Raw genomic sequence first — 24,803 nt, 5'->3', positions numbered from 1 at the left:
TAGGGCTCCGCGTTATCGCGTCCCTTTCATAGCATCTATCCGCTGGCGTATGGCCAGCCTCATCCTTTATGCGCGTTACGCCGGAACCTGTTCCGGGAGCATGCCCCATCTGTTTAATCGGTCGCGTTAGCAACCCGCCATCAACACGGGCATGTTCACTTCAAACTCTCGATCGACAGGTATCGTTCCACCCTTGATTGCGTTGTCGCGATACCTTTCGGGCTCAGACTGACTTCAGTTGTGCGCCTTCGGGTATCACGCCGTCCTTCAAGTAGCGCCACAGCGCGATCGCGAGGCGTCGTGCTACTGCGACGATCGCAATGCGCCGCACGCGGCGATTCGGTCCCGTGCCTTGCGTGCGCTGGTTGAACCACTGCGCCAGTGCACTGCCAGGCTGGTAACGGATCCAGCACCACGCCATCTCAATCAGCAGTGCGCGCACGCGACGGTTGCCCTGCCTGCTGATCCCCTGGTCCACCTGGCTCTCGCCACTGTCGTAGGGTTGTGGAACCAGCCCTACGCAGGCCCCAACTTCGCGCCGGTTATGGAAGTCCCGCCAGAACAGCTCGAGCGCTAGACGCGAGCCACCCACCGGGCCAATGCCATTTAGCTGCGTCAGAAGATCGATCCTTTCGCGTGCGGGTGCGGGCAGGCCAGCGTGTTGCGTTTTCTCGAGTGCCGCGAGTTGCTGCACGGCCAGCGCCAGCCGTTCGCACTCGCGCAGCAGCCGCTCCCGCAGCTCGCGCGGCAGTGGCGCACCGTCGTGACACCGCACCTGGTCACGGGCGAGGCGGGCGGCGAAGGCCTTGTGGTCAACCTCATCCCAGCAGCCGAGCGTGACAAGCAGTTTGCGCATCCGGTCACGATGCTGTAGCACCTCTTTCTGCAGTTCCCCTCGGTCGCGCATCAGATGGCGGGACGCTTCGTCCTGCGGTGACGGCACGTGCACCACGTGCATGCGGTCGCGCTCGCCGCGCAGCCACGCGCGCAGGCTGATCACCAGCCTGATTGCATCAAGCCGGTCAGTCTTGGCACGCCGCTTGTGGCGCTCGACCGGAATGCTCGCTGGATCGACCACATGACACTCGATACCGCGTGCCCGTAGCGCCCGATAGATCCAGAACGCGTCCTGGCCGGCTTCATAACTCACGACAAGGTGCACGCCCGCGGGCAGCGACCACTTCAGCTTCTGTTGTTCGATCACTTCCAGCACGGCCTGTAGGCGCGCGGGGGCTTGCGGTTGCGCTACGGTGTACACCGCCGGCTGCTCCCGCTGCCCGTCGTGCAACGCTACCTTCCACTTCGCCGCAGCGAGTTCGAGTGACACCGCCAGCGCCGGTTCCGCAGTACGCGTGTATCCCTGATCTGTACGCATGATGCTCTCCCGTGAGCAAACCTCGGTACGCCGATTTTAGGCGTTAGCCAGTCGACGACCTGGATGCTTCATAGGATCTGTTCTCTGTCCGGTTGTTGATACGGACCGCAGCCTTGACGAACACATGCTTCACGTTGACCAACTCCGGGACGTCGACGTTCGCCGCGGGATAGCTGAGCAACTGATCGGTGACAATCTTGCGTGGCACCGGGTTCGAGCGCAACACACGCTTGAAAAAACGTTTGGCGGCGGCACGGCCGCGATCGATCTGATGCTGGACGTCATCGCTCGCGCGCATAACCATCGGCTTGCGGCCGATGTCGCCGACCAGTTTCTGCATACGCGTATTCGTGCGTCACAGGAGAGCCAGAAGATGGCGATTCAGTGGCGCCATGGGATAGAGGATCGGCGCATCGTCAACGCGATCACGCTGATGGAGCAGAACATTGAACGCCCCGTCCCCGTGCAGACGCTCGCTTCGCTAGTCGGCATTTCGCCTCGCCAGTTCGAGCGCATGTGGCTCAAGCATTTCGGCATGGGACCCTCGCAGTTCTATCTCGGCGTGCGCCTGATGGCGGCGCAAAAGCTCCTGCATGAATCGACATCGTCCATTTTCGACATTGCGATGCAGTGCGGGTTTGCCAGCGCCTCGCATCTGGGGCGGTGTTATCGGAAGCTCTTTGACGCCACGCCCGGACAGGAACGTGCCGCCAGGGGCAAGTGAAGCCGCCATTGCGATAGGGCTGACTTCAACGACATTTCAGAATGGCCTCGACACCCTTCGCACGCGCGCTGACCGCGCGTTTCAATATGCCAAGACCCGTTACGCTACCCTGTGGTGGCAACACCGGTGTCGATCCAGTCCCGCATCATTCCGCCGGCTTCCTCGTTGAGCCAGTCCCGAAACTGCAGATACTCGGTTCGGGGCCGTGCGTTCCGGTGCGTAATCAAATAGTGATAGCGGTCTTTGAAGACAAGCGCGTCCGGAACGGGCCGCATCAGGCGCCCATGTTCGATCTGCAGATGGACAAGATGGTGCCAACCAAGCAGCGTCCCTTCGCCGGCTTCCGCTTGCGCGACGAGGAGCCGATAGTCGTTGCTCTCCAGGCGCCTGTTGTCAGCCAGTATGTCGGTGCCGTCGCCTTGCTGGAACCAGTTGCGCCACACTCGCCAATCCACGTGTTCACACACCTGGGCACGCCCCAGCAACGACAGATTCAAGGTGGGTTGCGATAGCAGATCGAGCGGTTTGAGCTTCTTGTCACGAAAATGCCGTTCGTAAAATGTTGGGCTGCAAACCGGGTAGACGACATCATGGAACAACGGCTCGACATCGTATTCCGGCTCGCGCGGCGGATTCTTCGTGATGATGATGTCCGGCTCCATCAGCTCGTCCAGTTCCATGAAGTGCTCGGTGACCATCACATGCAACTGGATACTTGGAAATCGCTCGCGAAACGCCGGCAGCCGCGACGACAACCATAACGCCGCAAACGTATGCGACACGCAAACGGTTAACGCGTGCCTATCCGTGCGACGCACCGCCTCCGCCGCTTCGGCGATATTCATGATCGACAGATACGACGCGTTGTACAGAATGCGCCCTGCGTCGGTCAGTGCGATGTGCCTGCCGGTTCGCTCGAACAGCGCGACGTCGAGCGAATCTTCGAGTTCTTTGATTTGTCTGCTAATTGCGGCCTGCGTCACGCAGAGGACCTCCGCCGCCTGAGTAAAGCTCTCGTATCTCGCCGCCGTCACGAAGCATTTGAGTGCCCGCAGTGACGGCATCTGGGCGAGAAGTCTGTCTGCGAAAGGCTGCTTCTTTAACATGGCTTGCGCTCTCTGAATGGGTGCTTGCATCGCGGATGGTCGTGTCGCTCGCCCGGGCTGTCCGGCCGCCAATGGCGAGCGACGCTCACGCCACCGACCCCGAAGGGATTCGGATCAGAATAGCTTGCAAGTCCGCCTGCCTATTGACAAGTGATGTGAACCATAAGCCGCCTGTTGGGCACGGTGCCGCGCGGAATAAAGCTCGCCACCGGCCCGTTCGCGCACTTCCCGCTGCGAACTCAACCTAGCTTCAACCACGTGGTCTTCAGCTCGCAATACTGATCGTGCGCATAGACAGACTTGTCGCGCCCGCCAAACCCCGATTGCTTGAAGCCGCCGAATGGCGTCGAAAGGTCTCCCTCGCCAAAGCAGTTGACCGTGACCGTACCTGCACGAATACGCGCCGCGACTTGATGAGCGCTGTTCACGTTATCGGTCCACAAAGAAGCTGCCAGTCCGTAACACGTGTCGTTCGCAATCCGGATGGCGTCCTCCACGTCATCGTATTCGATAAAACACACGACGGGCCCAAACACTTCTTCTCGTGCGATGGCCATATCCGGCTTTACCTGATCGAATATCGTGGGCTCGACGAACCATCCGCCGGTCTCGGTCAGCGCGGCACGTCCGCCGCAAATCACGCGCGCGCCCTGCTCCTTTGCCTTCTCGATGTGCGCGAGCACCTTCTCATAATGCGTGTCCTCGATCAGCGCGCCGAGCTTCACGTCCGGGTCGAGCGGATCACCCATTTTCCAGCCCGCAAGAACGGACTGGACTTTCTCGACCAGCTCCGCCCGCTTGCTCGAATGAACGAGAATCCGCGAGCCAGCGCTGCAGTTCTCTCCCATGTTCCAGAAGGCGGCGGCAACGGCCTGTTCGGCCACCGCATCGAGATTCGACACATCGGGAAGGATCACCTGCGGATTCTTCCCGCCGCATTCGAGCACCACACGCTTCAGGTTGGTGTCCGCGGAATAATGCAGAAAGCGCTTGCCCGTCGAAGTCGAGCCGGTGAACGCGACGAGGTCGACGTCGGGATGGCGACCCAGCGCCTGTCCCGCGTCTTCGCCAAAGCCCGTCACGACGCTGAACACGCCCGCGGGCACGCCAGCCTCGAAAGCGAGATCCGCGATGCGCAACGTCGACAGTGACGTCTGTTCCGCGGGCTTCACGATCACGCTATTGCCGACGGACAAAGCCGGTCCGATCTTCCAGGCAAGCATCAGTGCGGGGAAATTCCAGGGCAGCACGGCGGCAACCACACCGATCGGTTCGCGCGTGATCATGCTGACGACCTCGGGTCCCGAAGGCGACAGCGCGTCGTAGCGCTTATCGGTCACTTCGGCGTGCCAGCGGATGCAAGCCGCCGACTCGGGAATATCCAGCCCGAGGCATTCGCTGATCGGCTTGCCCGCCTCCAGTGCCTCGAGGAGCGCCAACTCGTCCGCATGCTCGTCGATCAATTGCGCGAGGCGAAGCAGGATCGACTTGCGGTGAGCCGGCGCGGCCTTCGACCACACGCCCGATTCGAACGCGCCCCGAGCGGCCGCGACCGCGCGATCCACATCCTTGTCACCGCACTTCGCTACTTCCGCCAGCCCCTTGCCTGATGCGGGATTGAGCGTGACGAACGTCTCGCTCGACGCCGCCCGACACCGCTCTCCGGCGATGAATGCCCGCCCGTCGAGCGGCAGTTCGTCGGCTTTCTGCTTCCACTGCTGATGCGTTGTCATCTCGTGTCCTTGGATGATTAAAGTTCGGCCCCCGCCGACATTTCCTTTGCCCAGATCGTCGCAGATACCGCCACGTCAACGATCGGTCGAACCGGCAGCGAGCGCGGGTGCGGCTGGTTCAGCCGCTGGCGCACCAGTTCGTTGCTCTGGCCCAGCGCGTATTCGGCAATCAGCTTGCCTGACGAAGACCCTCTGCTCAGCCCGAGGCCATTGCAACCTACTGCTTCGAAGATCCCGTCGTCGCGACGGCCGAACAGCGCGCCGTTGTTCGCGGACAGACACAGCGGACCACCCCACGTGTACTCGAGCTCGACGCCTTCGAGCATCGGGAATCGCCGGTCGAACGAGCGTTGATGCAGCGCTTTCGCCTTCGCGAGATCGGCATGGGACACCTGCAGCCCCGGCCGGAACGCGAAATGATTACGCACGCAAATCCGGTCCGTAGCCAGCCGGCGCACGGTCGTGCCCATCGGGTCGGCCGGAATCAGCGACCACGATCGTGTCCCGGCCAGTCGGTCGACCTCGTCGGCATGCATCACGCGAGTCATCGATGCGAACGTGTAGACCGGCAGCAAGCCATTCGGATGGATACCGAACGTCGCAGCGTAGGCGTTGGTGCAGAGAATCACCTGTTTGGCCACGATCTTTCCGCCGGCGAAATGCAGGATTTTCTCGTCGCCGCGATGATCGATTTGCGTCACCGCGCTCGACTCGAAAACCGTCACGTTGGCGGGCTGCGTGGCCGCCAGACCGCGCATCAGCGCGGCCGGTTGCACGGTGCTGCAGCCCGGCGTGAACAGCGCGCCCTGAAAAAAGTCCGTTCCCGTCACCGCGCGAATCGCCGGTTGATCGAGCCACTCGAATGCTTCGTCGATGCGCGTCAATCCATCCGCAAAGTGTGAGAGCGCATCGAGGCCCTTCTTGTTGACCGACGCGTGGAATTTGCCTTCGTCGCGCCAGTCACAGTCGATGCCGTGCTGGCGTACGATCGAGCGCACATAATCGATCCCGTGCCGCTGAAACTGCACGTCGGCCTTGTCCTCGCTCACAGTGCGGGAATAGGTTTCACTGCTGATATCGTGGGGCAAATCGACGAAGAATCCGGAATTGCGTCCGGCCGTCGTGCGCCCGATACGGTCCGCCTCGACGAGCGCGATCGACGCTTCGGGCGCCAGCTCGGCAAGCCGGCGAGCAGCGCAAAGCCCCGTGATACCACCGCCGACAACGACCCAATCGTATCGATGCGCGGACGACACGCTGTTGGCCGGCGCCGCGGGCGGCAGACTCTCCCACCATCCGTTGACGCCGTCTGGCGCCGGAAACCGCGCGAATTCCAGATTGGAGACCATTTTTGCTGTTACTGCGCGTTGCGAATCAGAGGTTTCACGAGCTGCGCAAACGCGCCGCGCTCCTGATCCTTCAGCGAGCCGAGCGGTGCGCGAGCAACGCCCACCGGCAGTCCTGCGAGTTCGCAACCGTAGCGGACGTACTGAATGAATTTGCCGCTGCGCTCGAGCAGTTCGAGCACCGGCAGCAATTGCGCCATCAGCTTGCGGCCGAGAACGAAATCGTTCTGCTCCACGCATGCATCGAAGAGCGCCGTGTGCGCTTCGGGCAGGAAGTTCGATGCGCCGCCAACCCAGCTCTTCGCGCCCCATGCGAAGAATTCGAGTGCCTGGTCGTCCATCCCGCAGCTCAGCACCAGCCGGTCCTTGAAGTGCGTGATCAGATGGTGCAGATGCGAAATATCGCCGGTGCTCTCCTTCATCGCTACAAAGTTCGGACGCTCGAGCAGCGTTGCCAGCACGCCGTCGCTGATTTCCGTTCCGGTGCGGGCCGGGAAGTTGTACAGCATGATCGGCATGTCCAGCGCGTCGTCCACCTTCAACAGATGCGTCAGCAGTTCTTGCTGGGTCGGCTGCGTGTAGTACGGTGCGGCAACCAGCAACGACGATAAACCCGCCCGCTTCGCCTCGAGACCCAGGCGAATCACTTCCCTGGTCGTGGTCGCATTGATGCCGGCGGTCAGATACGTTTTTCCACCCGCTGCGTCGGCAACGGTGGCGAACGTCTTGACGCGTTCGTCGAAGCTCAACGCGTAGTATTCGCCCGTAGTGCCACCAATCCCGAGCCCTGAAACGCGGCCAGCGAGGTTAGCTGCATGCTTGCCCAGCAAAACATGGTCGATTTCTCCGTCTTCGCTGAACGGAGTGACCAGCGGAGTATGTACGCCCTCGAAGCTCATTTCGATTCCTCTCTTCATTGATCTTCAAACTGATAATCAGGTCTTCCCTACACTCGCGGCCTGGGCGCCCGGCTTACGCCAACGCGTCGGCGTGCGAGTAAATCGGAAACTGGTTGCACAGGTCTCTCACGCGGCTACGCACTGCGCGTTCGATCTGATCGTCGCCGCCGGACTCGCGCTCCAGCCCCGCCAGAACTTCAAGAATCATTTCGCCAATCTGCTCGAACTGCGCGGCGCCGAAACCGCGCGTCGTACCGGCAGGCGTGCCAAGCCGGATGCCGGAGGTCACGGTCGGGTTTTCGGTGTCGAACGGGATGCCGTTCTTGTTGCAGGTGATGCCCGCGCGCTCGAGAGCCTTCTCGGCCTGGGTCCCCGTGATCCGTCTGGAACGAAGATCGACGAGCAACAGATGGTTGTCGGTGCCGCCCGTGACGAGCGACAGCCCGCCGGATTGCAGCGTATTGCCCAGCGCGTCGGCGTTACGCAGCACCCGGTCGATGTAGCCTGCGAACTCCGGACGCAACGCCTCGCCGAACGCTACCGCCTTGCCCGCGATGACATGCATCAGCGGTCCGCCCTGCAAGCCGGGGAACACGGCCGAATTGATCTTCTTCGCGATGTCGGCGTTGTTGGTGAGGATGAAGCCGCCGCGCGGGCCCCGAAGTGTCTTGTGCGTGGTCGACGTCACCACATCCGCGTACTTGATCGGGTTCTCGTGGCGCCCGGCCGCGACGATGCCGGCGATATGCGCCATGTCGACCATCAGCAGGGCTCCAACGCTGTCCGCAATCTCACGGAAAGCCGCGAAGTCGAGCGCCCGCGGATAAGCGGAGTAACCGGCGATGATGAGCTTCGGCCGATGCTCGTGCGCCAGCCGGCGGACCGCGTCGTAGTCGATCCGGCAGGTTTGCGGGCTCACGCCATATTGGACCGCGTTGAACCACTTGCCGGAGAGTGCGGGACGCGCGCCGTGCGTGAGGTGGCCGCCCGCGTCCAACGACATACCCATGACCGTGTCACCAGGCTTGACGAGCGCAAGCATCACAGCGCCGTTCGCCTGCGCGCCGGAATGCGGCTGGACGTTCGCATGCTCGGCGTCGAACAGCGCCTTCACGCGGTCGATGGCGAGCGCCTCGATCCGGTCGACGTGCTCGCAGCCGCCGTAATAGCGCTTCGACGGATATCCCTCCGCATATTTGTTGGTCAGCACCGTACCTTGCGCTTCCATCACCGCGGCCGAAACGATATTTTCGGAAGCAATCAATTCGATCTGCGTTTGCTGCCGGCGCAATTCGAGCGCGATCTCCGATGCAATGACCGGATCACGGCTCTGAAGCGTTTCAGAAAAGAAGCACGTGTTTTCGCTCACAAGTCACCCCAGGAAGTAATGGTCTCAAGCAGCCCCTGCAAAATCATGAAATCGCGTGAGGCAGCGGACCTTTCTGCCCCCCATGGATCCGAACTTCCCGGTTACTGCTGCAGCCAGGCTTGCAGTTTGTCCGGGTGCGCATCGACGAACTTCTTCGCGGCGGTGGCATAGTCGTTCGTACTGTTTCCTTCCAGTTCGATCGCTTCGATGTCAGCCAAGGTCAGTTTGAAATGCTTGAAGAACACATCGGCGCGAGGAAACTTGCTGGCAAACTGTTTGGACGCGAACGCGTGGACCTGCTCCTCGCCGCCCAGCGTTCCTTTCGGGTCCTTCAGATAGCGCATCTGCCACTTCTGCCAAAGCCAGTGCGGGCTCCAGACCGTCGCAACCACCCACTGCCTTGTCTGATACGCGCGTGATACCGCGGCGAGCATTCCGGCCTCGCTCGACGACTGCAGGTTGTAGCCGGTCAGGTCGTACGCCTGAACGGATTTCGCCGATGCCTGCATCAGCCCCGACCCCGGCCCGATCCCTTGAATCGTGCTGTCGAGCTTGCTCTTGACCTCCGGCTTGCTCAGATCCGCAATCGACGAAACTTCGGACTCCGGCACGTATGCGGGCACGGCCCAGCCGTTTCTACCGCCTGTGTAGATGACGCCGACATCATCCAGATCGTTCTTGTACTTTGCGTAGTAGACGGCATGCGTCACCGGCAGCCAGCCGCCCACCATGATGTCGAGGTCGCCGCGCGCGACGCCCTGGAACTGGATGCCGATGTCCGCGTTGACGAACTTGACCGGCTGATTCAATTTGGTTTCGAGCACGTATCTGGCGACATTGGCCGTCGCCAGAACGTCTGCCCAGTCGGTGATCGCCAGCTTGATCGGCTCGGCAGCCGAGGCAGACCCGGCGCCGATGCCCAACGCGACGACCGTCGATACCGCCACCTTCGCCACCAGTGATTTGAGACCATTGCTAACCATGTCAGTACTCCGTATTTATATTGACACTACCCATTCCGTCACGGATGCCACGCCTCGTTCAGGCTGGCCTTCGCGTGCTCAACTGCGTGCCGCTTCGGCGGCGCCAGCCTTGCTGACTTTCGTGACGGGTCTCCTCTTCTTCGATTTCACGCCAAAAGTCTCCGTCAGCCGATCCAGCACGATCGCCAGCAGCACGACACCCAGGCCACCCTCGAAGCCGATGCCGATGTCAAGACGCTGGATGCCGCTCAGTACGTACTCGCCGAGGCCACCCGCGCCGATCATCGACGCAATCACAACCATCGACAGCGACATCATGATCGTCTGGTTCACGCCGGCCATGATGGACGGCAATGCGTTCGGCAGCTGGATTTTCCACAGCAGTTGCGCGTCAGTGCTGCCGAACGAGCGGCCCGCTTCCAGCAATTCCTCGCGAACCTGGCGGATGCCCAGCGTCGTGAGTCGCACGACAGGCGGCATCGCGAATACCACGGTTGCGATCACCGCTGGGACGCGCCCCAAGCCGAACAGAATCACGGCGGGGATCAGATAAACGAACGCGGGCATCGTCTGCATGAAATCGAGCAGCGAGCGCAGGATCATCTCGACGCGCTTGTTGCGGGCGCCCCAGATACCCAGCGGAACGCCGACGATCAGGCTGAATACCGTCGCGGCAACGACAAGCGCGAGGGTCGAGACGGTTTGCGGCCACAGGCCCATGTAATGAATCAGCAGCAACGCGATACCGACGAAAACCGAGAACGCGATGCCACGGCGCCACAATGCGAGCGCCACGAGGATGACGAGCATCGCGACGAACGGAATGGCCGCAAGGCCGTTCTCGAGCAGTTTGACGACCGCGCCCAGCGCGGCGGAAAAAGCGTTGAAGCCGCCCTGGAAATGATTGAACAGGAAATTGACGGCGTTCTCCGCGAACTTGCCGATGACTGAGGAATTCATGCTGCCCTCCGCTCCATGACCTGCTTGAGTATCGTTCGGCACGACACGACGCCCGCGAGTTGGCCTGCCGCATCGGTCACCGCTACGTCGTGCTGCTGGCTCAACGCGATCGCCGAGAGTTCGTGCAGATCGGTGTCCAGCGAGACTGTGCTCAAATCCTCGAGCAATGCTTCGCGCAGGGGTCGGCCTCCCGTCCTGTGCAGCGACGCGGGGGTGACGCAGCCCTGGTAGCGGCCGGACTCATCACACACGTAGCCACATTCAGCGCCGCTGTCGATCAGTTGATCGAGGTAACGCTCAGCCGGTGCGCCGACATCGCCGGAAATCAGTCCGCGCTCGACCGGGGTCAGCAGGCTGTCGGCTTTCAGAAAGCGCGAAACATCGACGTGACGGAAAAAGTCCCGTACGTAGTCGTCGGCCGGCGACTGGATGAGTTCGGCCGGCGTGCCCACCTGAATCAGGCTCCCATCCTTCATGATGCCGATACGCCCGCCGATCTTGATGGCCTCTTCGATATCGTGCGAAATGAAGACGATGGTGCGCTGCTCTTCCTTCTGAAGCCGCAGCAGTTCGGTCTGCATCTCGAAGCGGATCAGCGGATCGAGCGCGGAGAACGCTTCGTCCATCAGGAGCACCGCGGGATTGACCGCGAGGGCGCGCGCCAGACCGACCCGCTGCTGCATGCCACCCGACAGTTCGCTGGGTAGAAGCTTCTCGTACGAGTCGAGACCCACACGCTTGAGCGCGGTCCGGGCGATCTCATAGCGCTCTGACTTCTTCATGCCGGCGACCTCGAGGCCGTACGAAATGTTGTCGATCACCGTGCGGTTCGGCAGCAGCGCGAACGACTGGAACACCATCGCCATCTTCTTGCGGCGCACTTCCCGCAGTTCCGGCGTGGACATCGGCGCAATGTCGCGGCCTTCGAGAACGACCTGGCCCGACGTCGGTTCGATCAGGCGGTTGAGCAGGCGCACCAGCGTCGATTTACCGGAACCCGACAGTCCCATGATGACGAAAATCTCGCCGGCCCTGACGTTCAGGCTGACGTCGTTGACCGCCAGCATGTTGCCCGTGCGCTTGAACACTTCATCGCGTCCGAGGCCCTGCTTGACCAATTGCTCGGCTACTTCGGGCTTCGGGCCAAAGATCTTCGAAAGGTTTTTCACCGTCAGAATGTCCGTGCCCGAGATGGCGACCGGCCGGGTCGCCGATGGCACGGACGCCGTGTTGATTGCGCCTGGAGGTATCACGTCTTCCGGCGCGAACGTCAGATTTGGGCTCATTCGGTCTTCCCGGCTGGCTGGTTAAAGAATTGCCGATGGCGAAACTCCGGCTTGACCGTGAGTTCGTGCGTGGCGGCTCAGCTAGCATCAGCGCTCACTCGACTCCGAATTCGATACTCCGGTGAATCCGGTTTTTGTGCGGCAGTTGATGATGTGATTGCAGCGTATCAATTCAAATTGCGGCCTCCAGCTACATTTTCTGGGCTCTTTTCCATACCTTTGGTAATGCATGCGAGGGCCGCGTCGGGCGACGCAAGCTTCGGCGAATTCGCGGGCGACGCGCGGCTCCGCTGCAGACGGGGCTTCGCGGGCAATTGCGGGTCGCGACGCGTCCCGCCTGGCGAGCATTTATGGATTAATCGAAATGCGGCGAGCCAAGGGAAAGTCCTGACAGGGTTTATTAGGACAGGTATGGAACCATTACACCGGTCATCACGCAGCTGATTGAATGGCTGGGAGAAGACGCAGCGCCGCGCTGATCTCTGACGACGTCAACGCTACCAACGGATTCCTGGAGGGTCTATGTATACGCGACATGACGATCTCGCTAATTTCATCCGCATTGCCCAAAGACTGTTTCAAGCGCAAGCGCTGCCAGCCGCAGCTCGCCAACTGGCTGTGAAAGTATTCGAGCGTATCGAGCAGCCGTCCGACGATGGGCGCCGCAACAGCCAGCGTTACCCTGCTTGCGACCTTCTCGACTCCGCGTTGGCGCCGCTTCTGGATGACCCATCTGATCTGGGTGCCGCTGCGCGGGCGATCAAGTCGCTCGAAGCCTCGATCGGTTGGCAACTTCGAACTTCAGGATCGAATGGAAGCGATGATTATGTCGCAAAGCACGTGCACGGCATGATTTGCGGCCCCGGTGGTATGGAAAGCCGCTACGACGTCCAACTGGGCTTTTCTTTGCTTGCACCGCTGACCCGGTACCCCGATCATCGACATCCGCCGGAAGAGGCCTATGTACTGCTGAGCGCTGGGGAATTCCGGCAAGGCAACGGACACTGGTTCGATCCGGGTATCGGCGCAGGCCTCCACAACCCACCAAATAGCCCGCACGCAATGCGCTCGGGAACCACTCCGCTCTTCGCGATATGGTGTCTGCTGGTTTGAAATCGCCACGCCGAATGTATCGGCCGATTTGCGTCGGCAATCTCCAGGCTTCGAGTCTCCCCGCGCTGCCCCTTCCGTTATCATCTCGCAAGGATGCGCGGCATTTGCCGTTACCTGGTGTTGTGTCTTCAACCTTTTCCCCGTTGTGAAGGGGCCGCTCCGAAGTCAGCGATGAAAGTCGATCTAGCCACCCTTTACCTTCTTGTGATCGGAACTCTATTGGCCAGTTCCGCCATGATGTATTGGGAACACCTGTCCCATCCCAAGCGCGGCAAGGAATTGCGAATGCTGGCGGCTGGATATGCGACCCTTGGAATCGGTTGCGCGGCGGCTGCGTTTCGGGTTCAACTGCTCGGTGCCGCTGGACCCGCCGTCAGTAATCTCGTGATTCTCGGCGGCTACCTGCTGGTGCTGGACGGTATCGCGATGTTTAACGGCCGGCGGTATCTCGCAAGCTCGGTCGGCTTGCTCGTGCTGATGGGGCTCACGTGGGCGCTCGCGGGCGTGCGTTGGCAGGCTGCGGTCTGGATCTATGTGAGCGCCATCCCGATCGCACTGGCTTCCGCCATGACATCGCTCGAACTGATGCGAGGCGATGGAATGCCGGCGGTCCAATCCCGACGCGTCGCCGTGGCGGTGACGGGCATCCACGCGCTGTTTTACGCCGCCAGAGCTTTCGTGCTGCCATGGCTGGTCCCGGTCCTGGGGCCGCACATTCTGGCTGTTTCGAGCGAAATCACGATGTACGAAGGGGTGCTGTACTCAGTCATTTTGCCGATGACCCTGCTCCGCCTAACCAGGGAAGAGATTCATGGTGAGCTTTTGCAGGAGTCGCGCACGGATTACCTGACTCGCCTCGGTAATCGAAAGTTGTTTTTTGAAGAGGGGGAGCGGGTCATCAGCGAGCACGGCACACACCGGCGACCTGTCACGCTCCTTGCCTTCGACCTCGATCACTTCAAGAGAATCAACGATCGCCATGGGCACAAGACTGGCGACGAGGTTTTGAGGTCATTCGCGCAAACCGTTCGAGCCGTGACGGATGCGGACGCGATCGTTGCGCGCATCGGCGGTGAAGAATTCGCCGCGCTGCTGCCGGGCTACGACAGCCAACGCGCAAAAGAGCTAGGCGAGACCATTGCCAACCGGTTTGCCGCGATGTCGCATGGTGCCGACGGCGACCGGATTCGCGCCACCGTCAGCATTGGGCTCGCCGAGTCAGGTCGCGAAACGGCTAGCGTCACCGACCTGCTCTCAGCCGCCGATCAGGCGTTATACCGAGCCAAGTCGCTAGGCGGTAATCGGCTTGAACAGACGCCAACGGCTGCGCCTCCCTTCGCCACTTGCGCGTCGAGTGGAAATCCGATTTAAGCTCCTTGCAGATAGAGCGTGGGTCGAAGGAACCACGCGAATTTCGCCGCAGCCGATCGCGCACGCAGGCACGACACATGGATGCTCCCGAACCCGTCACGCGACCCACCCAGCCCATCACCCGCCCAGTGCTGGTCTGGGACGCGCCGGTGCGGCTGTTTCACTGGCTGGTGGTGGTGCTGGTCACGGCCGCTTATGTCACCCTGAAGCTGAACTGGATCGACTGGCACGTGCGGGTCGGCGAGACGCTGCTTGCACTGGTGATTGCCCGGCTGCTGTGGGGCTGCTTTGGCAGTGAGACCGCGCGCTTTCGCAGTTTCGTCGCATCGCCCGCGGCCGCGCTTCGTCATTTGCGCCGCCTGTTTCGTCGCGAGCCGGACGTGCAGGTCGGCCACAATGCGGCCGGCGGCTGGATGGTTCTGTTGCTGCTCGCCTTGCTGCTGACTTAGACGCTGAGCGGGCTCTACGTCAACAACGACATCGCCGACGAAGGGCCGTTGAGCGAACTGACGCCCGTGTGGCTTGCCAACGCAATCTCGGCACTGCACGGGCTTGCCTGGTACGTGCTGCTCGCCGCGGTGGCGCTGCACGTGCTCGTGATTGCCCTCTATGCAGTAGCGAAGGGACACAACCTGCTGCGTCCGATGCTAACCGGCCACAAACCGCTGCCCGCGTCCGTCGACGCGCCTCGGCAGGCGCCAGCGCTGCTGGCGCTGCTTCCACTCTGCGTCGGGGCTGCCGTGGTGGTGCTGCTGGCGGCTTATCTGTGAGCTTGCCGCAAACCTGAGTTCGTGGCGCCGCTATGGGACCTGCTTCAGTCGCCCTTCGGCGGCATCACCTGGCCGCGAATCTCGCCGTTCGGATTGTTCTTGGTGTGAACGTTGATGTACATGTCACCGGCTTCGAACATCTTGGCGTCGTCCGGAGATAGCGTGGCCTGACCGGTGATCGGGCTGGTCGCCTCCATCTTGCCCTTCTGCGACAGCCAGACCTTTACGTCCGCGTTTTTACCGGCCGGAGCGGGTCCGTGGAAATGCGCCATCGTGGTCGGACTCGTCAATCCGCTGAACGTGATGTTCCAGGTGACGACCCGCGTGCTGGCGTCGTACGTGAGCTTGGCGCTGCCGCTGCCGGGAGTCTGCACCGGCGGAACCTGTTGGGCGCCCGTCAAAGGTACGTTGAATGAGACCGGCGCCGCTTGCGCCAAGGTCAGCGTACCCGCTAAGGCCAAACCACCGAACACCATGAATGCGCGCTGCGAGATCGATCGTGACATCTGGTTTTCTCCTGTTGGTTTTGCCCTTGGTGGGCAGGCGATTATTGAACACTGCGGAAGACCTCGTCGGCGCTGTTGGCAGCCGAAGACGTGAGACAAGGATAGACGCAAGCCGCCCGTAAAGCGAAGTTTGCGTAAGGTCGAACTCGTGCCTATGCATGGGGACGCCTCGTGACGTCGACGCAAGATCTGTTGGACAGCGATTCGAAAGGAAACGGTTGCGCGAAGGGGGTTGACAATTTGACCTTCGGATTGCACTGGCGCGGAAAATTCTTCCGGTACGTCACGGCGACACGAGACGGCTGATCGACCGTCCATTCGCTGCTGCCGCCGCAAAAAAAAAACCGGCATGCAGTTGCCCGCATACCGGTCTCTATTGGGTCGCACACGCGGGCCCCACACGCGTCACCGCGAATAGGACCGCCACGCTGATCCGCGCTTTACTTGCGCTTCAATTGCGAAATGTCGCGTACCGCGCCGCGATCGGCCGAGGTCGCGAGCGCCGCATACGCCTGCAATGCCTGCGACACCACACGCTCGCGATTCGTCGGCTGCCATGCGTTGTCGCCGCGCGCTTCCATCGCCGCGCGACGGCGTGCGAGCTCTTCGTTCGACACCGCGAGATGCATCTTGCGCTGCGGGATGTCGATCTCGATCACGTCGCCGTCTTCGACCAGCCCGATCGTGCCGCCTTCCGCCGCTTCCGGCGACGCATGGCCGATCACGAGGCCCGACGAGCCGCCCGAGAAACGGCCATCGGTAAACAATGCACAGCTTTTGCCGAGGCCCTTCGACTTCAGATACGAAGTCGGGTACAGCATTTCCTGCATGCCCGGACCGCCCTTCGGACCTTCGTAGCGGATCACCACGACGTCGCCCGGCACGACCTTGTCACCGAGAATTGCGTCGACCGCGTCGTCCTGGCTTTCGAACACGCGCGCGCGGCCCGAAAACAGCCACTGCGATTCGTCGACGCCCGCGGTCTTCACGATGCAGCCCTTTTCCGCGAGATTGCCGTACAGCACCGCGAGGCCGCCGTCCTTCGAATACGCGTTCTCCTTGCTGCGGATACAGCCGCTCTTGCGGTCCGTGTCGAGCGTCGCGAAGGTCGCTTCCTGGCTGAACGCGACCGTGGTCGGGATGCCGCCCGGCGCCGCGCGGAACAACTTCTGCGCTTCATCACCCGCGTCGCCGGCGATGTCCCACTTCGCGATCGCGTTGCCGAGCGTGCCGCTATGCACGTTGCCGCACGACAGGTCGAGCAGCTCGGCACGCGCGAGCTCGCCGAGAATACCGATGATGCCACCCGCGCGGTGCACGTCCTCGATGTGGTACTTGTCGGTCATGGGCGCGGCCTTGCACAGGCACGGCACGTTGCGCGAGATGCGGTCGATGTCCGACATCGTGAAATCCACGCCCGCTTCCTGGGCGGCGGCCAACAGGTGCAGCACGGTGTTGGTCGAGCCGCCCATCGCGACATCGAGCGTCATTGCGTTCTCGAACGCCTGCTTGGTGGCGATGCTGCGCGGCAGGACCGAGGTGTCCTCTTCCTGATAGTAGCGGCGGCACAGATCGACGACCAGGCGGCCAGCCTGCTCGAACAGGCCCTTGCGCCATGCGTGCGTCGCGACGATCGTGCCGTTGCCCGGCAGTGCGAGGCCGATCGCTTCGGTCAGGCAGTTCATCGAGTTCGCGGTGAACATGCCCGAGCACGAACCGCAAGTCGGGCACGCGCTGCGTTCGACTTCGGCCACTTCGGCGTCGCTGATCTTCGGATCGGCGGCCTTGATCATCGCGTCGATCAGGTCGATCTTCGCGATCACCTGGCCATCGCTCGGCGACTTGACCTTGCCCGCTTCCATCGGACCGCCCGACACGAACACGACCGGAATGTTCAGGCGCATCGCGGCCATCAACATGCCGGGGGTGATCTTGTCGCAGTTCGAGATGCAGACCATCGCGTCCGCGCAGTGCGCGTTGACCATGTACTCGACCGAGTCCGCGATCAGTTCGCGCGACGGCAGCGAATACAGCATGCCGCCGTGGCCCATCGCGATGCCGTCGTCGACGGCGATCGTGTTGAATTCCTTCGCCACGCCGCCGGCCGCTTCGATCTGCTTCGCGACCAGCGCGCCGAGGTCGCGCAGATGCACATGGCCCGGCACGAACTGCGTGAACGAGTTCACGACCGCGATGATCGGCTTGCCGAAGTCGTCGTCCGTCATGCCGGTCGCGCGCCACAGCGCGCGGGCGCCGGCCATGTTGCGGCCGTGAGTCGAAGTGCGTGAGCGATAGTTAGGCATCTGTATCCTCAGGTATTGCTGTTTTCGGTTTTGATGAGCGCCCGCGCGGGCGTGGGGATCGCAGCGCGGATTCTGCGCTGGGGACGAATAGTGCAAGAACGCCACTAAGACGTCCAATATATTTTTTCGGCGCGATTAGGTCGGGAAAAGTATTAAACGCTGCCGCGACCGCTCAGCCGATCTCACGTTTTCTTGACACCGCCCGCGCCCACGCCGAATAATGTAGCGTTCGTTTAACGAAACCATGTTCACACTAAGAACATGCGCCGGCGCGCCGAACCCGCCCTTCCGCGCCCAGCACATGGCCGGGCACTACACAGAGTCACACACATGAAGCGAGACACTCCCCCTCACGCCGCCGGCCGACCGGCCACTTCGCGCGGCATCGTCGAAGGGCTGGTTTATGTTTTCGAGCAGGTCATGCCCGACCCGTTCGTACTGTCGATCTGCCTGACGTTCTTCGTCGCCGTGCTGGCGATGCTGATCGCCCCGACCGGCACACTGCCGACGCTGCTCGATTCCTGGTACACCGGCACGTTCGGCATTCTGGGCTTTGCGCTGCAGATGATCCTGATCCTCGCGACCGGCTACGCGATCGCGGAAGCGCCGATCGTGCAACGCGGTTTGCGCGCGCTCGCGTCGCATGCGAACTCGCCGACGCGTGCCGCGCTGCTCGTATTTCCGGTCGTCGCGGTTGCCGCGTGGCTCAATTGGGGGCTCGGGCTCATCGTCGGCGCGTTGCTGTCGCGGGAAATCGCGCGACGCGTCGACGTCGATTTCGCATGGCTCGTCGCGGGCAGCTATTCGGCCTGGTCGATCTGCAACAGCGGGCTGTCGAGTTCAATCGCGCTATCACAGGCATCGCACGGCAATGCGCTGAATCTCGTCGAGAAAGCGACCGGCCACGTGGTGCCGCTCAGCGAAACCATCTTCGCGCCGTTCGTGTTCATTCCGACCGTGCTGGTCGTCGTCGTGATGACCGCGATCTTCATCAAGATGCATCCGAAGGCGGAGAACGTCGTCGCGTTTCGTCAGAGCGGCGAAGCAGCCGCCGACGCGCCGAGCGACGACCCGCATGCCCGCGCGAGCAGCGAGGCATCGCTCGCGGCGCGCCTCGAACAGTCGATGCTCGGCACACTGCTGATGCTCGCGCTCGGCATCGGCTATCTGGCGATGACGTGGCACAAGGAAGGATTCGATCTCGACATCAACAACACGATCCTGATCTTCCTGATGATCGGTCTCGCGCTGCAACGCACGCCGATCGCGTACGCGAATTCGATTCGCCGCGCCGCGCGTCAGACCGGCTCGATGCTGCTGCAATATCCGATGTACGGCGGGATCATGGGCATCATGAAGGGCACGGGTCTCGCATCGATGATCGCGAAGGCGTTCGTGACGATCGCGTCGCCAGTCACGCTGCCGCTGTGGAGCTATCTGAGCTCGCTGATCATCACGCTGCTGGTGCCGAGCGCCGGTGGCCACTGGGCGGTACAGGGTCCGTTCGTGCTGCCCGCGGCGCTCAGCCTGCATGCGTCGGTGCCGCGCACCGCAATGGGCGTCGCAATGGCCGAGAACGTTTCGAACATGCTGCAGCCGTTCTGGGCCGTGCCGATCGTCGCGATCGCGGGTATCCGGATTCAGCGCGTGATGGGCTATACGGCGGTGACGTTCGCGGTGTCGCTGGTGATTTACGCGGCGGCGTTGTGGCTCGTGCCGTAACTGCGATGACCTGAGTCGAACGATTTCGCTACCATCAAAACAAAGGGCCGATAGCGCGCGCGCCGCCTCAACGTTTCGTGGCCGTCACCAGTTGCAACGGCGTCTCGATCACCGTCGACAGCTCGCGCTGCTTGCGCTGCTCGGTGACCGCCTTCAACGCGAAGTCGATGCCGAACACGGTCTGGCGGCCGGCGAACTGGTTCATCGTCGCGAGCACGCGGCCGTCGGCGAGTAGCGGCTTGATCGCATCGATCGCGTCGTAGCCGGTGACATAGACGCCGCCGCCGCGACCCGCGTCGCGAATCGCGTCGACCGCGCCCATCGCCATGTTGTCGTTGCCGCATAACAGCGCGCGAAGCTGCGGATGCTCGGCCAGCATTTTCGCGGCCACGTCGCGGGCCTTGCCGTACTCCCAGTTACCCGACTCGACCGCGACGACCTGCACGCTCGCGGCATCCATCGCATCGCGGCTGCCGGCCGTGCGCTGCTGCGCATTGCTGCTCGTCGGGACGCCTTCGATGATGCCGACCTGATCGCCGGGCTTCAGCGACCTCGCCAGATAATCGCCGACCTGCTTCGCGCCCTTGCGATTGTCCGGCCCGACGAACGGCACCGAGATGCCAGCGGCGGCTTGCGCGGCGTCGTCGAGCGGGTTGTCGATCGCGATCGTGATGATGCCGGCCTTGATCGCTCGGGCGACCGCCGGGGTCAGCGCGCTCGAGTCGGTCGGCGCGATCACGATCGCGTTCATCCTGGCCCTGATCATCTCGTCGACCATGCGGATCTGCGCGGCGGTGTCGGTCTGTTTGGCCGTGCCGCGAATCGTCAGGCTGAATTGCGTCGAGAAGTGGTCTTGGTAATTGCGCGCGGCGTCGACCATCGCGACCGTGAACGGGTCCGTCATCGATTTGAGCACGAGCGCGATCTTCGGCTTCGTGCCGGGCAGCAGTTCGGCGCGGGCGTCGTCCCCGAACAGCGCGACGCCGGTAAGACCGGTCGCGGCCAGCGCGCCCGCGAGCAGCATGCGGCGGCGCATGTTCTGCGTCATGGCTTGACTCCTTCGCGGAGGTGCCGGTTGCGGACGTGCCGGTTGCGGACGTGCCGATCGAACGACGCGACGCTGGCGGCGATTTCGTCGAAGAGCGGCCGGCTGTCGATGTCTTCGCTCAGACAACGCGTCTTCAATGCGGCGAGTGGCGCGGCGATGTCCGGTTGTCCGTGGAGCCCACCGGGCGCAGCGCAACGCTCGAGCAGTTCTTCGAGCAGACAGCCATACGCTCTCACTTCGAGCCGCTGCAACGCGATACCGAGCTCGCGATCGCCGGCGTCAAAAAACGACGCCGCGCCGAAGTCGCCGAGCAGCGCGCGCCCCGCGCCGCCGTGCAGGATATTGTGCGCGTATAGATCGCCATGCATCACGCCACGCCGATGCAGATGACTCGCGACGTTCGCGATGCCGCTCGCGATGCCGAGCACCGTCGCAAGGTCGAAGCGCGCGTCGTCGCGATAGACGTCGCGCGTGCACGATGCGAGGCTCGGCGGACCAGCGAGGTTGGAGAAGCGCGGATCGATCAATCCCATCACGAGGCCATGCGAGTCCGACGGATGCGCGATCACCTTGCCGAGTACCGGGATCAGGTTCGCATGTTCGCCGCCGCGAATGCAAGCAGCCATTTCGCAGTCGGGCAAACCGTCGCTCGTCACCGCGCCCTTGAACAGCTTGACGGCGACCGCACGCGGCGCAGGCTCGCTTTGAGCGTGCAGCGTCGCGCGATGGATCACGCCCGATGCGCCCTCGCCCAACGGCTGTTCGAGCCGCAATGCATCCCAGCGAATGCCGCTGATCGGCGCGTCGACGAGTGCCGCCTGTTCGAGCGCCGCGTTGAACGGATTGCCCGCATACGCGAGCCACGAAAGCCGCGGCAGACGCAGCAGGCAACGCGGCAATGCGTCGAAACGATTCGCCGCGAGCCGCAGCAGTTCGAGCCGCGTGCAGGCGGCCAGCTCCTCGGGCAGCGCGCGCAGCCGGTTGCCGGCGAGCATCAGCTTCTGCAGTTGCGTGCAGCGGCCGAGCTCCGCGGGCAAGCGTTCGATGTCGTTGTCGGTCAGTATCAGCCAACGCAGCAGCGGCGGCAGCGCACGCGCCGGCACCGCGCGGATGCGATTCGACTTGAAGCCGATCATGCTCAGTTGCACGCATTCGCCGAGCACGCCGGGCAGCTCGGTGAACGGGTTGTTGGATGCGAACAGGATGCGCAGTTTGCGCAGACGCGGCAGATCGTCGGGCAGCGTCGTCAGTGCGTTGTTCGACAGGTCGAGCACTTCGAGCGTATCGGCGAGATCGAAAATCTCGCGCGGAAATTCGCTCAGGCCGCACGCGAGTTTGAGTTCGCGCGCACCCGCCAGTTGCCCGGCCCGCAGTTGTTCTAAAGTCGTCGTCACAGTCGTGGGAAAGAAGATCAGGTAGCGCCCGCAATGCGTCGTACCGAAGCTGTCGATTTTACTGAGTCGAAGGTCATCTGGGGGTTCTCTGCGGTACAGTGATGCGAGCGTTGCGGGGGTCACGGCCGTCGCGGCCATGTCGAATGCGAATGAGACAGCAATATCTGGAGCGCGTTCAGGCCACGCAAGCGACACACTATCGGATAACGGCGCAGCCTTCATGCAGTTTTGCGCGTCCGGTCGTCGAAACGCCGCGGCCTCGCAAGTCCTTGCGCCTCCATCCTGTCAGGAGCCTGAGAAAGTGACGTATGCATACAAGTTGATCGATTCGCCGGTCGGTCAATTGAAGCTGGTGGCGAAAGGCGAATGCCTCGCCGCGATTCTGTGGGAGCACGACAAGCCTGAGCGCGTGCGACTCGGCGAGATGAGCGAAGCGAACGAGCTAGCGGTGCTCGTCGAGACCGCGCGGCAATTGCACGAGTACTTCGCGGGCACGCGCGAGGCCTTCGATCTGCCGCTCGACTTTCAGGGCACCGAGTTCCAGAAGCAGGTCTGGCGCGCGCTGCTGACCATTCCGTTCGGCCAGACGCGCAGCTACTCGGAGATCGCGCAGCAGATCGGCAACGTCAATGCGGTGCGCGCGGTGGGCGCGGCAAACGGCCGGAATCCGATCTCGATCGTCGCGCCGTGTCATCGCGTGATCGGCGCGTCGGGCGATCTGACTGGATTTGCCGGCGGCCTCGCTAACAAGATGCTGCTGCTTTCGCTGGAGGCGGGGCAGACATCGCTCGATGCAGCGGCGGACCACGCGCAAAGGCAGGCGTCTGAGCGGGGAGCGGCGCAAGCGGTCAAGCACGATGCGCCCGCGAAACCGGCGCATCGTCAGCCGAGCCGGGGAACGCAGGGTTCGCTGTTCGGTAGCTAAAGCAGCGCACACCCGGCACGGCGCGCCACCCATCGGCCGTAATCGCCGATGCTTCGTCCGCGATCAGCACCATCGGCCGCGCATGCAACACCTATCCTTAAGATGCTCTTTGGAGTATCGAACAGGAGAATGACATGCGCATGCTTCTCAACATACAAATACCGAACGAACCGTTCAGCACACTCGTGCGCGAAGGCCGAATCGGCGACCTGATGAGAAAGATCCTCGATGACATGAAACCAGAAGCCATCTACTTCACCGAGCAGCAGGGCAAACGCGGCGCGGTGGCGGTCGTCGAGGTCGCCGATGCATCGGCGATCCCCGCGCTTGCCGAACCGTGGTTCCTGACGCTCGACGCCGACTGCGAGCTGCGCATCGCGATGCTGCCCGAGGATCTGATGAAAGCCGGGCTCGACGCGCTCGGCGACAAGTGGAAGTAGCGCGGCCCTCAGGAATGCCCAGCCGATAGCTCCAGCAGCATCGAAGCCGCGGCCATCGCCGCGATCTGGCAGCCGAGCACGATATGCTCGTCGGCCGTGTCCTCGATAAAGTCGTGACTCACGCCGCCGATGCTCGGCACGAACATCATGCAGGCCGGCATGCAACGCGCGATCACCTGCGCGTCGTGCGCGGCGCCGCTCGGCATGCGCAGCCACTGGCCCGGCGCGAGTGCTTCGGCGGCTCGCGCGATGTGCTCCGCGAGCGTGGCGTCCATGCTGACGGGTTCGATCGGCTCGTCGAGCGTCTGCAATTCGACGCTCACCGCGTCGTGCGCGTTGAAGTCGCGCACCAGTTCCGCGAGCGCGCGTTCCATGGCCTGAAGCCGTGCCGGGTTCGCATCGCGGAATTGCAGGTACATGTCGGCCGCGCCGGGCACGACGCTCATCGAGCCCGGATCGAGATCGATGCGGCCCACGGTCCAGACGGTATACGCGTCCGCCAGCTGCCCGAACGCGTCGTTCATCCGCGCGATGAACGCGACCAGCGCCGCGCCGGCGTCGCGGCGGATCGACATTGGCGTCGTGCCCGCGTGGTTGCGCTGACCCGTGAAGCGCAGCCGCGATTCGCGCAGCCCGACGATCGTCGTGACGACGCCGATCGCTTTGCCGATCGCTTCCAGTCGTCCGCCCTGCTCGATATGCGGCTCCAGATACGCGACCTGGCGCCCGGCCTCGAAACGGGCACGCGGCCGACCCGCCAGTCCAGCGGCCTCGAGTACGTCGGCCAAGCGTTCGCCCTGCCGATTCGTGGCGCCGCGAATCGATTCGTCGACCGCCTCGCCGACGAAGCTGCGACTGCCGAGCAGGCCCGAGAACGTACCCTCCTCGTCGATCCACGACGCGACGTCGACGGCGAGGTGCCGCGTCGCGTCGTGCTCCGCTAGCGCGCGGGCGATTTCGAGCCCGTACATCACACCCAGTGCGCCATCGAGCCAGCCGCCGGTCGGCTGCGTGTCGGTATGCGAGCCGATCACGAGCGCGGGACCGCTATTGCGCGAGCGTCCGAACACGGTGCCCACTCCGTCGATGCGCGCGTCGAGTCCCGCCTCCGTCATCCGGCCGGCCAGCCATTCGCGCGCCGCCAGATCGACCGGCGACAGCGCGAGCCGGACCACGCCGGGACCGGTCGCGCCAAAACCGCGCAGCTTTTTGAGGTCGGCCATCAGCCGGTCCGGATCGATCTTCACCACGTTGTCATCTCCATGAATTGATTGCCGATGCCGCCGCGCGAAAATCGCCCGGCGTCATATCGTATGCACGTCTGAACGCCCGATTGAAAATCCGACGCGCTATTGAATCCCCAGCCGTACGCGATGTTCCGCGACAGTTGCGACACCGCCAGCACGCTGTCGACCGTCAGAGCGGACGAG

At 62.8% G+C, this 24,803-nt stretch carries 20 protein-coding genes and 2 pseudogenes; 7 read left to right on the top strand and 15 right to left on the bottom strand.

Annotation, left to right across the window (positions count from 1 at the left end; translation table 11 throughout):
* Positions 1 to 223: 223 nt before the first annotated feature.
* Positions 224 to 1,375 carry an IS110 family transposase gene (locus OKW43_RS07640; RefSeq protein ID WP_187636680.1) on the bottom strand — a complete coding sequence of 384 codons (1,152 nt, stop codon included), beginning with the start codon at positions 1,373 to 1,375 and terminating at the stop codon, positions 224 to 226.
* A gap of 58 nt (positions 1,376 to 1,433) precedes the next feature.
* Positions 1,434 to 1,658: pseudogene (locus OKW43_RS07635) on the bottom strand (DDE-type integrase/transposase/recombinase); the annotation flags it as partial.
* Between the two features lie 90 nt (positions 1,659 to 1,748).
* On the opposite strand from OKW43_RS07635, the gene OKW43_RS07630 reads away from it, so the two are divergent.
* Positions 1,749 to 2,099, top strand: a complete 351-nt coding sequence (locus OKW43_RS07630; protein WP_429446312.1) for a helix-turn-helix domain-containing protein — start codon at positions 1,749 to 1,751, stop codon at positions 2,097 to 2,099.
* A gap of 104 nt (positions 2,100 to 2,203) precedes the next feature.
* On the opposite strand, the gene OKW43_RS07625 is transcribed toward OKW43_RS07630, so the two are convergent.
* From OKW43_RS07625 to OKW43_RS07590, 8 genes are all read right to left on the bottom strand, one after another.
* Positions 2,204 to 3,205 (bottom strand): LysR substrate-binding domain-containing protein, encoded by a 1,002-nt coding sequence (locus tag OKW43_RS07625; protein WP_429447359.1) that lies wholly within the window; start codon positions 3,203 to 3,205, stop codon positions 2,204 to 2,206.
* A 239-nt stretch (positions 3,206 to 3,444) separates the two neighbouring features.
* Complete coding sequence (locus OKW43_RS07620; RefSeq protein WP_429446310.1) at positions 3,445 to 4,938, bottom strand: aldehyde dehydrogenase; 1,494 nt, start codon at positions 4,936 to 4,938, stop codon at positions 3,445 to 3,447.
* A gap of 17 nt (positions 4,939 to 4,955) precedes the next feature.
* The gene (locus OKW43_RS07615) at positions 4,956 to 6,287 is read right to left on the bottom strand and encodes an NAD(P)/FAD-dependent oxidoreductase (protein WP_429446308.1); all 1,332 of its coding nucleotides are present in this window, start codon (positions 6,285 to 6,287) and stop codon (positions 4,956 to 4,958) included.
* Between the two features lie 8 nt (positions 6,288 to 6,295).
* Positions 6,296 to 7,183: a dihydrodipicolinate synthase family protein gene (locus tag OKW43_RS07610; RefSeq protein WP_429446305.1), complete on the bottom strand. Its 888-nt coding sequence runs from the start codon at positions 7,181 to 7,183 to the stop codon at positions 6,296 to 6,298.
* Between the two features lie 73 nt (positions 7,184 to 7,256).
* A complete protein-coding gene (gene glyA, locus OKW43_RS07605) occupies positions 7,257 to 8,552 on the bottom strand; it encodes a serine hydroxymethyltransferase (RefSeq protein ID WP_429446303.1) in 1,296 nt (431 codons plus the stop codon).
* 101 nt (positions 8,553 to 8,653) lie between these two features.
* Entirely contained in the window at positions 8,654 to 9,535 is an 882-nt protein-coding gene (locus tag OKW43_RS07600; RefSeq protein ID WP_429446300.1) for a glycine betaine ABC transporter substrate-binding protein, read from the bottom strand.
* 78 nt (positions 9,536 to 9,613) lie between these two features.
* Positions 9,614 to 10,495: an ABC transporter permease gene (locus OKW43_RS07595; protein ID WP_429446297.1), complete on the bottom strand. Its 882-nt coding sequence runs from the start codon at positions 10,493 to 10,495 to the stop codon at positions 9,614 to 9,616.
* On the bottom strand, positions 10,492 to 11,781 hold the full coding sequence (locus tag OKW43_RS07590; protein ID WP_429446295.1) for a quaternary amine ABC transporter ATP-binding protein: 1,290 nt from the start codon (positions 11,779 to 11,781) through the stop codon (positions 10,492 to 10,494). The genes OKW43_RS07595 and OKW43_RS07590 overlap by 4 nt, the downstream gene beginning before the upstream one ends.
* Positions 11,782 to 12,303: 522 nt before the next feature.
* Between OKW43_RS07590 and OKW43_RS07585 the strand changes: the two genes are divergently transcribed.
* From OKW43_RS07585 to OKW43_RS07575, 3 genes and pseudogenes are all read left to right on the top strand, one after another.
* Positions 12,304 to 12,894 carry a dimethylsulfonioproprionate lyase family protein gene (locus OKW43_RS07585; RefSeq protein WP_429446293.1) on the top strand — a complete coding sequence of 197 codons (591 nt, stop codon included), beginning with the start codon at positions 12,304 to 12,306 and terminating at the stop codon, positions 12,892 to 12,894.
* Positions 12,895 to 13,065: 171 nt separating this feature from the next.
* A complete protein-coding gene (locus OKW43_RS07580) occupies positions 13,066 to 14,265 on the top strand; it encodes a diguanylate cyclase domain-containing protein (RefSeq protein ID WP_429446291.1) in 1,200 nt (399 codons plus the stop codon).
* A gap of 77 nt (positions 14,266 to 14,342) precedes the next feature.
* Positions 14,343 to 15,035, top strand: a pseudogene (locus OKW43_RS07575) (cytochrome b/b6 domain-containing protein).
* Positions 15,036 to 15,079: 44 nt separating this feature from the next.
* Here the strand turns inward: OKW43_RS07575 and OKW43_RS07570 are convergent.
* A complete protein-coding gene (locus tag OKW43_RS07570; protein ID WP_187634444.1) occupies positions 15,080 to 15,541 on the bottom strand; it encodes a CHRD domain-containing protein in 462 nt (153 codons plus the stop codon).
* 440 nt (positions 15,542 to 15,981) lie between these two features.
* Positions 15,982 to 17,844: a dihydroxy-acid dehydratase gene (gene ilvD / locus OKW43_RS07565; protein ID WP_429446288.1), complete on the bottom strand. Its 1,863-nt coding sequence runs from the start codon at positions 17,842 to 17,844 to the stop codon at positions 15,982 to 15,984.
* Between the two features lie 330 nt (positions 17,845 to 18,174).
* Between ilvD and OKW43_RS07560 the strand changes: the two genes are divergently transcribed.
* Positions 18,175 to 19,566, top strand: coding sequence for a short-chain fatty acid transporter (locus OKW43_RS07560; protein WP_187634442.1), 1,392 nt, complete (start codon positions 18,175 to 18,177; stop codon positions 19,564 to 19,566).
* A 67-nt stretch (positions 19,567 to 19,633) separates the two neighbouring features.
* On the opposite strand, the gene OKW43_RS07555 is transcribed toward OKW43_RS07560, so the two are convergent.
* Positions 19,634 to 20,614, bottom strand: a complete 981-nt coding sequence (locus OKW43_RS07555) for a substrate-binding domain-containing protein (protein WP_429446286.1) — start codon at positions 20,612 to 20,614, stop codon at positions 19,634 to 19,636.
* Positions 20,611 to 22,008, bottom strand: a complete 1,398-nt coding sequence (locus OKW43_RS07550) for a leucine-rich repeat-containing protein kinase family protein (protein ID WP_187634440.1) — start codon at positions 22,006 to 22,008, stop codon at positions 20,611 to 20,613. The genes OKW43_RS07555 and OKW43_RS07550 overlap by 4 nt, the downstream gene beginning before the upstream one ends.
* Before the next feature lie 301 nt (positions 22,009 to 22,309).
* Here OKW43_RS07550 and OKW43_RS07545 point away from each other — a divergent pair, with 301 nt between their 5' ends.
* Positions 22,310 to 22,933, top strand: coding sequence for a methylated-DNA--[protein]-cysteine S-methyltransferase (locus OKW43_RS07545; RefSeq protein ID WP_429446283.1), 624 nt, complete (start codon positions 22,310 to 22,312; stop codon positions 22,931 to 22,933).
* A 134-nt stretch (positions 22,934 to 23,067) separates the two neighbouring features.
* Positions 23,068 to 23,373, top strand: a complete 306-nt coding sequence (locus OKW43_RS07540; protein WP_187614207.1) for a panthothenate synthetase — start codon at positions 23,068 to 23,070, stop codon at positions 23,371 to 23,373.
* An 8-nt stretch (positions 23,374 to 23,381) separates the two neighbouring features.
* On the opposite strand, the gene OKW43_RS07535 is transcribed toward OKW43_RS07540, so the two are convergent.
* Positions 23,382 to 24,623 carry a Zn-dependent hydrolase gene (locus tag OKW43_RS07535; RefSeq protein ID WP_429446281.1) on the bottom strand — a complete coding sequence of 414 codons (1,242 nt, stop codon included), beginning with the start codon at positions 24,621 to 24,623 and terminating at the stop codon, positions 23,382 to 23,384.
* Positions 24,624 to 24,803: the final 180 nt, after the last annotated feature.

The organism is Paraburkholderia sp. WC7.3g (assembly GCF_050436345.1).
In the GTDB taxonomy this organism is placed as follows: Bacteria; Pseudomonadota; Gammaproteobacteria; order Burkholderiales; family Burkholderiaceae; genus Paraburkholderia; species Paraburkholderia podalyriae.
The sequence above is the reverse complement of the archived record's forward strand: the minus strand, read 5'-3'. Positions and strand labels throughout refer to the sequence as shown.